The organism is Arthrobacter sp. M71 S08, from assembly GCF_059089725.1.
On record NZ_JBNHEY010000001.1, the window covers coordinates 305,377 to 318,927 of the forward strand.

Genomic DNA, 13,551 nt, shown 5'->3' on the forward strand with positions numbered 1-13,551 from the left:
GCCGTTGAACCCATCGAACACGGTGTTGCTCAATTACACGAAGGAGTGAAGGATGAAGTTCTCCAGACTTGGTGGTGGATTCGCCGCCGTGGCCCTTGGCGTCCTGGTGCTATCCGGCTGCGCAAGTACCGCAGACGACGGCGATGACGCAGATGTCACGACCATCGCATACTGGGGCTGGGACGGTGCGCCCGGCAGCGCTGTTGTCGAACCGATGATCGCAGCCTTCGAGGCCGATAACCCTACCATCAAGGTCGATTACACAGAGTTGTCCCAAACTGACTTCAAGCCGAAAGTCGCGCAATCGCTTCGCGCCGGAGAGGCCATCGACGTTCTCACAGTTCAGCCGGGCGCGTGGGCAAGCGAGATCGAGGATTATCTCCTTCCAGTCGCCGATTGGCCAAATGCGGACATCGTGGAAAGCTTCACCGAGCAGTCCGTTGATCAGGCGTCGCGCCTGTTTCGAGACGGTAACCTGATGGCTGTACCGGTCTATTCGACGGGGTCTGCTGTCGGCATTTACAACGCTGATATTATCGCCGAGCTGGGCGTCGAGCCGCCGGTCACCCGTGAAGGCTTTGCTGAGCTTAGTGCCGCCATCGAAGCTCAGGACAGCGATCTGCTTCCCGTGGTCATGCCGTCGGAGGGCTGGTTCCAGGACGAAATCGTCTTGACGATGGTCGGTCAGGATGATCCCGACTTCTACAACTCGGTTCGCTACGACGATGGAAAATGGAACACTGACTCGTACGTGACGGCGCTCGAAGAATACAAAGAGCTTTTCGATACTGGTGTATTCAATTCCGACACCCTCGACCTCGACTACGCAAGCGCAATGTCCGCTTTCGACGAGGGCCGTGCCGCGGTCGTTTTCAACGGAACTTGGGAGGCAACCCGCATTCTCACTGGAAACTACGGCCTGGTCCCATTCCCTGCCGACGCCACCAGCGATGCTTCGCTTAGGTCCTTCCTCGATGTCATGGTTGGAATTCCGGCAGAATCGTCGAAGCAGGAAGCGGCCGCACAGTTTATCGAATTCATGTCGATTGGCGCGGGCGTCGACGAGTACGCCACCACGCTGAAGGGAGTGCCCGCGCTCGAGGGGTACGAAATGCCTGAGGGCGTGCTGACGACCGAGTTGCAGCAGCAAAGCTACGACTTGCTGGTCGACCTCATCAACAATCCTTCGAGCGACCGCAACAACCTTGGAGCGTTCTCCGACACAGTCGGCGCCAACGTTAAGCAGGTGCTGTTTGGTCAGATGACCGCGGAAGAAGCTGCGGACGCCGACCAAGAAGAGCTCGAGCGCGGCAACTTTTAGCTCCCCCTGATGGTGGGGGCGAGGGCGTAGTGTCGTCGCGTCGTCCCCACACGGACCGAATCGATCTGAAGGGTAAGTCATGAGTAAGACCAAAGAATGGGTCGTAGGCAAACGGTCCCAGCAGCGTCGACGGCGGGGCGAGTGGAAGGCTGCGCTCCTCTTCCTCAGCCCGTTGTTCGCTCTTTATCTCGTCTACTACCTGTACAGCATCGTCTTCTTGGGGCAAACGAGTTTGCAGAGAGTGGGTATCGCTCTCACTCGTCCCGTCGAGATCGGTCTCGAGAACTTCAGGCTCGTCTTTACCGACCCAGTGTTCGGGCAGGCGGTTGTAAATAACCTCGTGTTTGCGGCCGTTAGCATTGTCGCCTCCCTAACCTTTGCCTTCTTTATTGCTGTTTCCCTTGCGACCGGCATCCGCGGCCGCAAGGTGTTCTACCTGCTCTTCCTCATGCCAGCACTGATGCCGCTCTCACTTGTGGCCACCATCTTCGGGACGATGCTTCAGGAAAGATTTGGCATCCTCAACGAGACACTGCGTGCAGTGGGCCTCGGTGAACTTGCTCAACCTTGGTTGACCTCTCCGAACCTCGCCTACACCGCTGTAATCCTCATCTTCTGCTATTTGATCGGCTTACCGATCATGTACTACACCGCGGATCTATCTGCACTGCCCACATCGGCGCTGGAGGCAGCACTGCTGGACGGAGCGGGAACCTTCCGCATTATGCGCTCCATCATCTATCCAATGATGAAGGCCACCCACGTGACGGTAATCCTCGCCCTGTTGCTCGGTTCATTCAGAGCGCTCGAACAAGTGTTGTTCTCCACCGGCGGTGGTCCGGGGGCTCGGACTGAGATTGTCGGCACTTATCTCTACGGTTACACCAACTCCGGCGGACAAACCATTGGCTTCGTTGCCGCGGCGTCGATCGTGGTACTTCTGATCGCGTTCACCATTTCGATCCTGCAGATGTATCTCACTCGTACTCGGAAGGATGAGCGATGACTACCACGATTACTCCGCCTACCCTCCGTCCTCCTCGGAAGCAGCGCGCCTCCGGCCCTCGAAAGCAGCGCACCGGCGACGATAACCCCCTGCGGATGGTAATCACCCAGAGCGGTGACCGCATTGCCATATACGCAATATTGATCCTGATGGGGCTGATCTTCGCGTTCCCGCTATACGCGATGGTGACGAAGTCGTTCGAGGGCTCCGGCATCGAGAACTACACAACGCTCTTCACCGGGGAGTCGGGGACCGTGCCGATCCTCACTACCTACCTCAACTCGCTCATCATCGGCCTGCTCCATGCAACCCTCGTGATCGCCATCGGCACCACAGCAGGGTACGCGTTCTCGAAGATCCAGTTTGGCGGCCGCGAGCTGACTTTCGCACTCGTTATCCTCTTTCTCGCGGTGCCGGGCACCGCGCTGCTCGTCCCTGTTTTCCATATCACTGATCAAATGGGCCTCTTCAACACATACCTGGGTGTAGCGCTGCCTGAAGCGGTTCTCACTGTGCCGTTCGCTGTGTTGTTGTTGCGTAACTATGGCCGCACGATATCCGACTCGCTGTTTGAGGCCGCGCGGATCGACGGAGCGGGGCACCTCCGTTTGTTCTGGAGTGTCTTCCTTCCAATGGCTCGTCCCGCAATCGCGAACCTGACTGTGCTTTGCATGATTTGGTCGTTGCAGGACTTCCTGTGGCCCTCGATGCTCTTCACCGATCCCGACCTGACAACAGCCGCGCAGGCCGTCGCGACCTTTTCAAATGCTCTCGGCCGAAGCGCGGAGGACTTCGGGAGATACAATGCCAGCCTCGTCCTCCTCGCAGTGCCGGCCGTCTTGTTTGTGCTTTTCGGCCTGCGCTTCATCGTGAACGGACTCGGGAGCGGGAGCACCAAGGACTGATGACGCAGCATTCACTTTGGTTCGATCGACCTGCGGCCACCTGGACCGAGGCGCTTCCGCTGGGCAATGGCCACACCGGTGCTATGGTCTTCGGCCACCCTCTCGAAGAGCGCCTTCAGATTAACAATGGCACCGCGTGGTCGGGAAGCCCCGACAGCGAGTTTGCAGAACCGCAGATTTCCAGTGAGGTCGCGGCGGCGGCACTCCTGGAAGCACGCGCTAGGATCGGACGCGGCGACCATACCGCGGCCGATACGGCCCTTCGGAAGATTCAGCATCGCCACAGTCAAAGCTTTCTTCCATTCGTCGATCTCACCGTGAGCATCCGGCCCGAAGACGCGGTCCACGGAGCTTCCGCTCTGATCGAGGAGTATCGCCGAACCCTCGACCTCCAGACCGCAGTTCACACCACCTCGTGCCAGATCGACGGTTCCACTGCGCGTATGCGCAGTTATATCAGTGCGCCGGCGGGTGTGCTGGTGCACACTATCGAGTCCGAGAGACCGATTGCCGAAGTCGAAATTGGTCTTACGAGCCTGCTCCACGTTCTCGAATCGCGTTCCCTGCGCGACGGCGGCGCATTGCTACTGCGCATGCCGACCGATGTGGTGCCCGTGCATGACGGATCCGGTGACCCGGTGAGATACGAAGATGATGTGCTTTCGTTGCAGGGGTCAGCCGTCTTTCGAGTGCAGCACAACGGAAACGCAACCGTCGCGATGCCGGGCGCGCTCCGAGTGCGAGGGGCATCGACAATATCGATAATCCTCGCAACGGAGACCACCTTTGCCGGTCTCGCGACAACGCCAGTCGGTACGGCCAGTGACGCATTCGAGGGCGCTTCGAAGCGCGTGAACGAAGCGGCTCGTTGCAACCCTGAATCGTTGCTTGCCGACCACAGCGACACACACAGCACACTTTATGGGCGGGTGGAAATCGATCTCGGCAACGCGCCGACATCGCCCCTCGATGAGCGCATCCTTGAGGGAAATCGGCACCCCGGCGGCCCGTTGGCAGCAGACCCAGCTCTGGCTGCAGATCTCTTCCACTACGGCCGTTACCTCTTGCTCGCAAGCTCGCGGCCAGGCGGCACTCCGGCCAACCTACAGGGTATTTGGAATGAATCCCTGCAGCCTGCGTGGAGTTCGAACTACACGACCAACATCAACTTGCAGATGAACTACTGGCTTGCCGAGTCGACCAATCTGACTGAATGCCTACCGCCGTTGTTCGACCTGATTGAAGCTCTGTCTCGAACAGGGCGTCGCGTCGCGCGCGAACTCTACGCGGCTCCTGGGTGGGCCGCGCACCACAACTCCGACATCTGGGCATATCCGTTGCCCGTCGGTGGCGGCCAGCACGATCCAAAGTGGGCGTTCTGGCCCCTCGCCGGGCCATGGCTGGTTCGACATTACTGGGAGCACATTCGCCATGGAGCAGATGACGCCTTCATCCGCGATCGTGCATGGGCGCCGACTCGTTCGGCGGCAGAGTTTGCTCTTGCTTGGTTGAGGGAGGAGCCGGATGGAACCCTTGGTACGGTGCCCTCCACATCACCGGAAAATCAGTTCCTGAGCGCAGACGGGCAACCCGTCTCCGCTGGCCGATCGTCGAGTTACGACCTCGTCGCTATCGGTGATCTGCTCGACATTGTTTGCGCAATGGCCGACCGTCTCGGGTTGCAGGATGATGCGGTTGTCTCTCGAGCCCGGGCGGCCCGCCCTCGCATACCGGGCGTGTCTATCGGGTCGAGTGGCCACGTTAAAGAGTGGATCGACGACGTCGATTTTCCCGATCCCACCCACCGCCATATGATGCATCTCTACTTCCTCCATCCAGGCGATCGTCCAGTGACGCCCGAACTTGCGGTAGCAGCATCGCGCAGTCTAGACGAGCGCGGCGACGAGTCAACAGGCTGGTCATTAGCGTGGAAGATCGCGTTGCGGGCACGATTAGCGCAACCGGATCGTGTGAGCGATTTACTTCGCCTGCTGTTCCGCGACATGGGAATCGACAGGGGCCCGTGGGTCGGCGGACTCTATCCCAACCTCTTCACCGCGCACCCACCCTTCCAAATCGACGCGAACTTCGGCTATGCGGCGGCCCTGACTGAATGCCTAATACAAAGCCATGGCGCCGCTATTGACCTCCTTCCAGCAGTGCCCCGCGAACTCGCAACGGGAAGCGTACGAGGCCTGCGTGCGCGACCGGGACTGGAGATCGACCTGGTCTGGTGCGCGGACGACCACGGGAATGCGAGTCTCGTGAGTGTCAGAATGCGCGCTCTAGTGAACCACGCGAAGGGGCCCCATCGCGTTCGCCTCAACGGCGCCGAGATCCTTGTGCACGTGGGCGACGAAGCCGTGACCGTCGAAGCCGGAATGTTCGAGAATAGCTGGGTCAGCTGAAGGCGGGGAGTCGCTGCCTGAGTTCCGCCCAAGCAGAGTGCACAGTTCGAAAAGAGGTGTACTCGGGTGGCGGTACCCGGGGCGTGGTCCGCTCTGAAAAGGGACCGTTAACCTGAGCAAGCATTTTTCCGACAGTGTGATTCGCCCCGGCTTGGGTAGAGGGTCGGTTCGCGTGCTCGTAACTGGGACCTGATAGCCCTCCTTCGAGACATTGCAACACATGGCTTGAAAGGCGCAACTCACTCTTCCGTGTGGCCCGTCACTGGACGGGTATACCGAAAGGTCAGCTCTCGGCGGGCGGTTCACCCCTAGTAGCATAGGGTGCGATCGCATCTGGAACTATCAGTATGCGCTTGGTTGGTTTACTCAACGTGGTCACTGATGAATTTTTCTACACCGAACAAGTGGCTTGCCATCAAAAGCCGGGAGTGGTCAGGGTCCCCGCTTGCCAACGCCTTCAGGATCCCCCGGTGCTGGGAGAGGGCCAAATGGTCCGCGTGGTCATCGGCGATCAAGCGCCGCAACCGCCACCGCACGGCCTTGTCGCCGAGCGCATCGATCAGGGCTGCGAGAATTTTGTTGTCGGCCTTATGAGCAATCAGCCGATGAAAGCGCAAATCGGCATCCAACACGGCCTCATGGTCCACGGTGGGTGCATTGATGGCACGGGCGCTCTCGTCAAGGATTTGGCTCGCGGCTTCAACGTCGGCAGCGGTGAACCCGAGTGCGGCCCGCCCTGCAGCTTCCGTTTCGAGGACCCGCCGGACAGCATGGACCTGAAGAGCGCCTGAAGGGTCCTGGATGTCCACAAGGAAAGTCAGGGGAGTAATGAGGAGTGAAACATCCAAGGAAGTGACGTATGTACCTGCACCCTGGCGAGTTTCCAGAACCCCCATGGTGCAAAGGGCGCGGACTCCTTCCCGGAGGGAACTGCGGGAGACCCCTAGCTGCGGTGCCAAGTCCTTCTCGACCGGGAGCCGTTGTCCGGGACTGAGCCGGCCTTCGAGGATCATCCCTTTAATACCGTTCACGACGAGGTCGGATTGCGACAGCTGCGCAGGTACTGACACTAAGCCTCCATTTGACGGGTGCGAATCAGCTCAGAGAACCTTATAACGGTCCCACACGCTGCGCAGCGACGCCCCGCTAAGCAATTCGGCTAATACGGCGGACTCCGATCCGGCCCGGGTCCGGGCCGACTCGAGGACCCGATACTCAAGGTGTCGTGGCACGATGACGACGCCGTCGTCGTCGGCAACAACCAGATCACCATGATCTATTTCAACTCCCGACATACTCACGCGCTGATAAACCGCAACAATGCGCATCCGAGCCCGGTAGTCCACGGGGCGCCGTCCGGCGGAGAAGACGGGAAACCCGAGCGCAGCTATCTCGGCGCTGTCCCGGATGTTTCCGTCGGTGATCATCCCGGCAGCGGATCTTCCGATGGCTGCAGCGCTGAAAAGCTCGCCCCAGTAGCCGGTCGAGTTGTTTCCGTCGGTCGCAAGGACCGCCACGTCGCCCTTCTGCAGGGAGTCGATAAAGGCAATGGCAGCGTCATAAGGACCCTCCTCCGGCGCTTCAAGAGAGGGGGTGAACTGCACCGTCGAAGCTCTACCCAACACGCGCGAACCAGGGATAAGTGGGATGAGCCGCTGCTGCAGGACCTGTTTTCGGTAGCCGAGGCTATCCAGCGCATCTGAAACCAAAGACGAGCTCATCCGTGTGTCCGCGGGCATTGAGGTGAAAGTGCGTTCATTTGATGACATGGCCGCCTCCGGGCTGGAATGGATACTGTTCCTCGATGCCGACGTCGACACTTACACCTAAGCCCGGAAGCCTCGGTGCCGCGATCCGGCCATTCACAAGGTTGACGGGCTCGAGAAGCAGCGCTTCGCGAAGCGGGTTGGGCAACGTACAGTACTCAAAGAGCGTCACATGCCTGTGGGCAAGCGAAGCGTGCAGATTTGCCGAGAAGGTTACGCCGCTGCCCCAGACATGGGGGACACAATCGACGCCGCTGGTGTATGCCAGATCGGCCACCTCATGGAAGTTATTCGGGCCTCCGACGAACGTGACATCCGGCTGGGCCAGACCGATGCCGCCCGCTTCGATAAGCTGTGCAAACTCACCGACCGTACCGTGTGACTCCACCCCTGAAACTGTGACATCCAAGGCGGACCGGACGCGGACGTAACCAGTCACATCGGTTGCAAAACACGGTTCCTCATACCAGCGAGCCCCAAATTTCTGTGCCTGTTCCCCCACCCTGATTGCGTCCTCTACTGTCCATGGATGGGAAGCGCATCCTTGCACCGCGTCCAGTACGAACTGCATCCCCGGCTGCAGTCTCGGGACCACATGGTTGAGGAGTTCGATGGTCGTGTCCGGGTCATTCATGGCCCGGAACTTCACCGTCTTCAATCCCAGCTCGGACTGCCGCGACGCCCATTGATCAATCTGTTCAAAACTCGTACCTAAACCGCCGCTGGCGTAAGCTTCGATGCTGTTGTGCTTCAGGCCGCCCAGCAGCTCAGAGGCCGGAACTCCTTCGCGCTTTCCCACAGCGTCCAGGACTGCGGTTTCAATCGCTCCGGCAACGCCGCTGAGGATTCCGCCGCGGGACCAAAAGGCTGTATAGGCTTGGAGAGTCGCTGCGACTTGAAGGGGGTGCTCAAAACTGCGGTCGAGAATATACGGTCGATAGGCGTCGAGAATCCCGGGCACGCTGACCGCGGCCATGATTCCCGCGCCGGCCTCACCGATCCCGGTTGAGCCATCGGAAAGAGTAACCTCGACCAGAGCGGCGTCCCAAGAGCGGATTGTGCCTCCCACCCAGACGAGTTCTTCTCCTGGCTCATATGCGGCCGAAAGGAGAATGGGCCGGACGGCACTCACCGTCAGAGCGGTCGCCTGCATGAGTTACTCCCTGCGCCGATTCGACCCAATTTTGATTGATCGTATCTATCTCCGGTGCGGCTGTATACAGTTCGCTGTGGTGCGAAGCGTCGACACTGTTCGCACGTAATACATAGGATGAATGCGTCGAAGCGGAGCATGGCTCGACGTGGTGCGCGGCAGCCTTCGTGACCAACTGCCCGCAGACTGGTGCCGGGAGCTGCTTCGCATCCCGGGCGCTAGTATCTGTGGACCCCACCGCCGACCTAAGGAGAACCGATGGAAACTATCGCTCTGCACACCCGGCTGGCACCGGGGCGCGAACCCGACTATGACCGGATCCACGCCGTTATCCCGGCGCCTCTGGATACTGCTTTGCGCGAGGCCGGAGTCCACAGCTGGCGCATATGGCGCTCAGGCAGGGAAATCTTTCATCTCGTCGAATGCGACGATTATGCTGCCATGCGCGCGTATCTCCGTGAACACCCGGCTAACGTGCCTTGGCAGGCACAAATGGGCGAACTCCTGGAGGTGCACGACGACTATTCCGGAGGAGACCGGGGGATACCACTCGTATGGGAGCTGCCTACGGAAGGGGCAGAATCATGATTATTGACGCACATCAGCACGTCTGGGATCGCAGTCGGGCGCACTACGAGTGGCTGACGGAGCAACTCAGCCCTATTGACCGGACGATTGAGTTTGAGGAGCTGCGGCCACATCTGCGCCGGGCAGGAATTGGCGCAACGGTCCTGGTTCAGGCAGCGGACAACGCCGAGGACACTCAATATATGCTCGATGTCGCGGCCACCCATCCGGAAGTAGTGGCAGTTGTTGGTTATATTCCGCTCGATCGTCCTGTTGAAGCCGCCGAACAACTCGACTGGCTCAAACAGTCCCGTCACGTGGTCGGGATCCGCAACCTGATTCACGAACAGCCGGATCCGGACTGGGTGCTTCGCCCCGAGGTTGACGAGGGCCTCGGAATACTGGAGCAGGCGGGCTTGAGCTTTGACCTGGTTTCGGTGCTTCCCCGGCATCTGGAGCACGTCCCCGTTCTCGGTGAGCGGCACCCTGATTTGAAGATCGTGATCGACCACCTCTCAAAGCCCCCGATTGGCCGTGATGAGGTACAGCCCTGGTGGAGCTTGATAGAGCGTGCGTCCGAAAACCCTCTTGTCCATGCGAAGGTCTCCGGGCTGTATCCCGCGGAAGGGCCGATGAGCGCTTGGTCGACCGAGAAGATTAGACCGTTCTTTGAGCGCGCCCTTGAGTTATTCGGTCCCGGCCGGCTTATGTACGGCGGTGACTGGCCCATATCCGTCCTTGCCGGCGGCTATGACAAAGTCTGGAACGGCCTGGTACCCCTTTTCGAAAGCTTGGCGGCCGATGAGCGCCGCGCGCTGGAAAGCGGCACGGCGACACAGTTTTACCAGATAGATCCGGCGCTGCTTGAGCAGGCACGGACAGCCTTCGGAAAGTAGACAGCGGCAGACTGCCGTTAATGGGATCTAAAAGAATCATGAGCAAACGATTGACCTCCAATTTGTCCTGGGCTAACGTTTGAGCAGAGTCGTTTTGGAGCTGGACGTCCTCGCTCCGCGGCTGAACCTATCTATGGAGGAGAGTCAATGAAGACACCCAATATTCAGCGCCGCGTTCTCAGAGGAGGTCCGCTGGCAATGGGCGCTCTTGCTGTTCTGTTGCTATCCGCGTGCGGCGGCGGTGGGTCGACAGAAGCCGACGTGGAACGAAACGACTCTGGCGGCAAAATCACGGTATGGGTTGATCCGCCGCGTGTCCCCGCTGCGGAGGCTTTCGTAGAGGCACATCCAGAAATAGAGACCGAGGTCGTTCAGATTGACGGCACTGTCGGTGGCAAAACGCTCCAGCAACAGTTCTCGCAGTTCAGCCAGGCCGGGCAAGGGTTTCCGGATGCCATTTTCTTTCCGTCCAACGACGATATCGCCTGGGCTACCGGAGCGCAGATCAATTATGCGGCAGATCTGACTGGCCACCTGCCCGAGGTAATTGAAGGTTACGAGGAGGCTGTCCTCGACCCATGCAATATTGACGGCACCATCCGTTGCCTCCGTAACGACGCGGCACCTGATGTCTTCTGGTACAACAAGACCTTCTTCGATGAGAACGATTACACACTCCCCACCACGTGGGAGGAGTATGCCGATCTCGCGGTGACCATTGCCGAGGAGCACCCCGGAAAGATCAGCGCCTTCCTAGGAGACTCCTACGCGCCCGACCGGTACCTCTGGGCTAGCGGATGTCCTACCAACGACCGGATCTCTGAAACCGAGGTCCACATCAATCTCGACGATGAACGGTGCCAACGCGCGAAAGAGTTGATCAACACTCTGGTGGAGGGCGATGCTGCTACCGAATTAGGGATCTTCGATGCCGACGCGGCTGACATCGGTCCGGATCTCGTGATGAGCCCTGGTGCGGCGTGGTGGGGCGACTATCTCTTCAATCAGACGTGGAACATCGAGCCGGGCACCATGAGCGCGGTAGCCCCGCTTCCCTGGGAAGGCGATACTGAGCCGTCCACGGGAAATGAAGGTGGCGGGCTCTGGGGCATGTCAAACTTCATCGAAGGCGAGCAGCTAGAAAACGCAAAGATCTTCATGGAATTTGTGGCAACTGATCCCGCTTGGCAGGTGGAACTGAGCACAGGTCTTCCAGGATATGGCCCTGTCCAGGACGACTGGATCGCGAAGCAAGCCGCTTCAGAATACTTCGCCGATACCGACACCACGTTTGAAGCAATTAAGGGCGCAACTGAATATGTTGTGGAAGGTCATGCCTACATGCTCTACAACACCGGCGGGATCTGGGCCGAGACGATGACCCCCGCACTCATCGACCAAGCGGGAGTGGATGCCGGCTGGACCGCATTCGGGGACCGGCTGCTCAATGAAGCTGAAGCTCAGGGCTACACAGTGGTGACCGAAGTACCGTAATAACGCTGCACTGACCAATGGGGAGGGCGCAGCCCACGCTGGCTGCGCCCTCACCTCTTGCTCCTTTCTAAGCCGTCTTCAATTTCAAGGGACTCCCGTTATGGACCATAAGACGATCGATCTGACCGACGAGACGAGCGTCAAGTCCGTTCCAAGGCAGCGGGCGAGGCAGTCCAGAAAGTCTTCGGTCTTGCGCCGGCGTGAGGTTCGTGGTGCCTGGACACTGATGTCCCCGTACATCGCCTTGCTTCTGGTCGCCGGCATCATTCCTATTGCCTACGCCTTTGTCGTCGCCTTTCAGACACCGCCTACACCACTGAATCCCGAGGTCTCCTTCGGCGGCTTGAAAAGTTTTCTAACGGTGATCACTGACTTCAGATTCATTGACACTTTTCTCAACATATTCAGCGTTTTGGTAATTTGGCTACCACTTATGCTCTTTGGAATTGTCGGCATGGCGCTACTCGTTCACGCGAGTCCGGGGCGTTTTGGTAGTTCCATGCGGTTTATTTACTATGTCCCTGGTGCACTTGCTGGTGTAGCAAACTTCGTGTTGTGGGTCTATCTTCTGAATCCAGCTCAGTCGCCAATCCAAGGGTTCTGGCATTCGATGGGCCTGACTACCATAAAAGCAGTGCTTGTGTCGCCAGGAAACTTACCGGTAATTCTCACCGCAATGCTTCTCTTCCAAGGAATTGGCACATGGATCTTGGTCGTCAATGGAGGCCTCAACAACATTTCGGATGATGTTCTTGAGGCCGCGTCTATAGACGGTGCAAACGCATGGCACCTCACATGGCGTATCAAACTACCGATGATCCGGCCATGGATCGGTTATGCCGCACTTATGAATCTCGCGTATGGCTTCCAGCTCTTTCTTGAACCGTATCTTTTGGATCAAGTGGCATCCAATGCACTTCCAGACCAATGGACGCCGACACAGCTTGGGTACGCATTCGCATTCTCGAATTACAATTTCCCTGCTGCAGCGGCAATGTCTATAATTCTACTGATTATTACGCTCGGGATCGGATTACTCGTGGTATTCCGAAGTGGTATCTTCGGCGAAGAGGAGAAGTAATGATGACGAGCCGGATTTCAAGTGGAAACGTTACTGAAAGACGCCAGCGCAAGGATTTTAGCGTCGGCCGTATAGCTCGTATCGCCACTATGCTCTTCATGGCGGCAGTCATCGTATTTCCGATCGTAGGGTTCATAGCCATGGCGTTCCGCGATAACGATGCGGTCCAGGCTGGCAGTGATGGCTTCCTCGGATTGGGAGGCGTCTCTTGGGAGAACGCCTTGTACAGTTGGTCACAAGTCAACGGGTTCGGGCCGGGCGCAGGCGGATTGTTCACACGTTGGATGGCCAATTCGTTATTTGTGGGACTTGGTGGAGCTATTTTGGCGGTAGTCGCCGCTATACCTGCCGGCTATGCTATGGCGAGGCTGCGCTTTCGATTTCGACGAGCGGTGCTATTTGTAACCCTTGTAACAATGGTGATACCAAATACGGTGTTGGTCATTCCCATCTTCCTAGAAGTAAATGCGGTAAACGCGGTCGGTGAGTTATGGCCGGTTTTGATCATTATGGGTTTCTTTCCTTTTGGTGTTTACCTTTCATATATTCACTTTATGACCACGATGCCTATGGAGCTTGTCGAGGCCGCGCGTATCGACGGGCTCGGCGAAATACAAATATTTCTCAAGGTCGCAACGCCGATATCGAAACAAGCGGTGGCCCTCGTCACGTTCTTCTCATTTGTAGCGAATTGGACAAACTTCTTCTTGCCGCTCGCTTTGCTCAGTTCCAACCAACAGAACAAGACCATATCGATCGGCCTGCAGGAACTCATCGGAGCCAGCCCGCTTTTCAACCCGACTGTAGCAGCGGGACTGGATGTAAAGCTTTATATGCCCCAGCTGGCCCTCGCGACTTTCATCAGCATGATTCCATTGCTTGTTCTCTTCATCTGCGCCCAGCGGTATCTCATGCGGGGCCAGACAGTCGGAGCCGTGAAAGGATAATTGATTT

At 58.3% G+C, this 13,551-nt stretch carries 12 protein-coding genes; 9 read left to right on the plus strand and 3 right to left on the minus strand.

The features are described from left to right. Positions 1 to 52: 52 nt before the first annotated feature. From AC5RTB_RS01455 to AC5RTB_RS01470, 4 genes are all read left to right on the plus strand, one after another. Complete coding sequence (locus AC5RTB_RS01455; RefSeq protein ID WP_494059293.1) at positions 53 to 1,321, plus strand: ABC transporter substrate-binding protein; 1,269 nt, start codon at positions 53 to 55, stop codon at positions 1,319 to 1,321. 79 nt (positions 1,322 to 1,400) lie between these two features. Continuing rightward, positions 1,401 to 2,327 (plus strand): carbohydrate ABC transporter permease, encoded by a 927-nt coding sequence (locus tag AC5RTB_RS01460; protein WP_494059294.1) that lies wholly within the window; start codon positions 1,401 to 1,403, stop codon positions 2,325 to 2,327. Continuing rightward, positions 2,324 to 3,232, plus strand: coding sequence for a carbohydrate ABC transporter permease (locus AC5RTB_RS01465; protein ID WP_494059295.1), 909 nt, complete (start codon positions 2,324 to 2,326; stop codon positions 3,230 to 3,232). Before AC5RTB_RS01460 ends, AC5RTB_RS01465 begins: the two co-directional genes overlap by 4 nt. Continuing rightward, positions 3,232 to 5,640: a glycoside hydrolase family 95 protein gene (locus AC5RTB_RS01470; protein WP_494059296.1), complete on the plus strand. Its 2,409-nt coding sequence runs from the start codon at positions 3,232 to 3,234 to the stop codon at positions 5,638 to 5,640. Before AC5RTB_RS01465 ends, AC5RTB_RS01470 begins: the two co-directional genes overlap by 1 nt. A 362-nt stretch (positions 5,641 to 6,002) precedes the next feature. Here the strand turns inward: AC5RTB_RS01470 and AC5RTB_RS01475 are convergent, their stop codons facing one another. The 3 genes from AC5RTB_RS01475 to AC5RTB_RS01485 are packed head-to-tail and all read right to left on the minus strand — an operon-like array spanning position 6,003 to position 8,559. Beyond that, positions 6,003 to 6,710 carry a FadR/GntR family transcriptional regulator gene (locus AC5RTB_RS01475; protein WP_494059297.1) on the minus strand — a complete coding sequence of 236 codons (708 nt, stop codon included), beginning with the start codon at positions 6,708 to 6,710 and terminating at the stop codon, positions 6,003 to 6,005. Between the two features lie 30 nt (positions 6,711 to 6,740). Continuing rightward, on the minus strand, positions 6,741 to 7,409 hold the full coding sequence (locus tag AC5RTB_RS01480; RefSeq protein WP_494059298.1) for an RraA family protein: 669 nt from the start codon (positions 7,407 to 7,409) through the stop codon (positions 6,741 to 6,743). Further along, the gene (locus tag AC5RTB_RS01485) at positions 7,396 to 8,559 is read right to left on the minus strand and encodes a mandelate racemase/muconate lactonizing enzyme family protein (protein ID WP_494059299.1); all 1,164 of its coding nucleotides are present in this window, start codon (positions 8,557 to 8,559) and stop codon (positions 7,396 to 7,398) included. Before AC5RTB_RS01485 ends, AC5RTB_RS01480 begins: the two co-directional genes overlap by 14 nt. A 258-nt stretch (positions 8,560 to 8,817) precedes the next feature. Between AC5RTB_RS01485 and AC5RTB_RS01490 the strand changes: the two genes are divergently transcribed. The 5 genes from AC5RTB_RS01490 to AC5RTB_RS01510 all read left to right on the plus strand — a co-directional run bounded on the left by AC5RTB_RS01490 (position 8,818) and on the right by AC5RTB_RS01510 (position 13,544). Next, positions 8,818 to 9,147, plus strand: coding sequence for an L-rhamnose mutarotase (locus tag AC5RTB_RS01490; RefSeq protein WP_494059300.1), 330 nt, complete (start codon positions 8,818 to 8,820; stop codon positions 9,145 to 9,147). Further along, positions 9,144 to 10,022 (plus strand): amidohydrolase family protein, encoded by an 879-nt coding sequence (locus tag AC5RTB_RS01495; protein ID WP_494059301.1) that lies wholly within the window; start codon positions 9,144 to 9,146, stop codon positions 10,020 to 10,022. The genes AC5RTB_RS01490 and AC5RTB_RS01495 overlap by 4 nt, the downstream gene beginning before the upstream one ends. Before the next feature lie 147 nt (positions 10,023 to 10,169). Continuing rightward, a complete protein-coding gene (locus AC5RTB_RS01500; RefSeq protein WP_494059302.1) occupies positions 10,170 to 11,516 on the plus strand; it encodes an ABC transporter substrate-binding protein in 1,347 nt (448 codons plus the stop codon). 100 nt (positions 11,517 to 11,616) lie between these two features. After that, positions 11,617 to 12,597 (plus strand): carbohydrate ABC transporter permease, encoded by a 981-nt coding sequence (locus tag AC5RTB_RS01505; protein WP_494059303.1) that lies wholly within the window; start codon positions 11,617 to 11,619, stop codon positions 12,595 to 12,597. Beyond that, positions 12,597 to 13,544, plus strand: a complete 948-nt coding sequence (locus tag AC5RTB_RS01510; RefSeq protein ID WP_494059304.1) for a carbohydrate ABC transporter permease — start codon at positions 12,597 to 12,599, stop codon at positions 13,542 to 13,544. Before AC5RTB_RS01505 ends, AC5RTB_RS01510 begins: the two co-directional genes overlap by 1 nt. The last annotated feature ends 7 nt before the right edge of the window (positions 13,545 to 13,551 follow it).

Bases quoted from the DNA above. Each gene is read 5' to 3' on its own strand.
- AC5RTB_RS01485 (WP_494059299.1), bottom strand. From the start codon at position 8,559: ATGCAGGCGACCGCTCTGACGGTGAGTGCCGTCCGGCCCATTCTCCTT.
- AC5RTB_RS01455 (WP_494059293.1), top strand. From the start codon at position 53: ATGAAGTTCTCCAGACTTGGTGGTGGATTCGCCGCCGTGGCCCTTGGC.
- AC5RTB_RS01495 (WP_494059301.1), top strand. From the start codon at position 9,144: ATGATTATTGACGCACATCAGCACGTCTGGGATCGCAGTCGGGCGCAC.
- AC5RTB_RS01490 (WP_494059300.1), top strand. From the start codon at position 8,818: ATGGAAACTATCGCTCTGCACACCCGGCTGGCACCGGGGCGCGAACCC.
- AC5RTB_RS01505 (WP_494059303.1), top strand. From the start codon at position 11,617: ATGGACCATAAGACGATCGATCTGACCGACGAGACGAGCGTCAAGTCC.
- AC5RTB_RS01500 (WP_494059302.1), top strand. From the start codon at position 10,170: ATGAAGACACCCAATATTCAGCGCCGCGTTCTCAGAGGAGGTCCGCTG.
- AC5RTB_RS01460 (WP_494059294.1), top strand. From the start codon at position 1,401: ATGAGTAAGACCAAAGAATGGGTCGTAGGCAAACGGTCCCAGCAGCGT.
- AC5RTB_RS01470 (WP_494059296.1), top strand. From the start codon at position 3,232: ATGACGCAGCATTCACTTTGGTTCGATCGACCTGCGGCCACCTGGACC.
- AC5RTB_RS01480 (WP_494059298.1), bottom strand. From the start codon at position 7,409: ATGTCATCAAATGAACGCACTTTCACCTCAATGCCCGCGGACACACGG.
- AC5RTB_RS01465 (WP_494059295.1), top strand. From the start codon at position 2,324: ATGACTACCACGATTACTCCGCCTACCCTCCGTCCTCCTCGGAAGCAG.
- AC5RTB_RS01510 (WP_494059304.1), top strand. From the start codon at position 12,597: ATGATGACGAGCCGGATTTCAAGTGGAAACGTTACTGAAAGACGCCAG.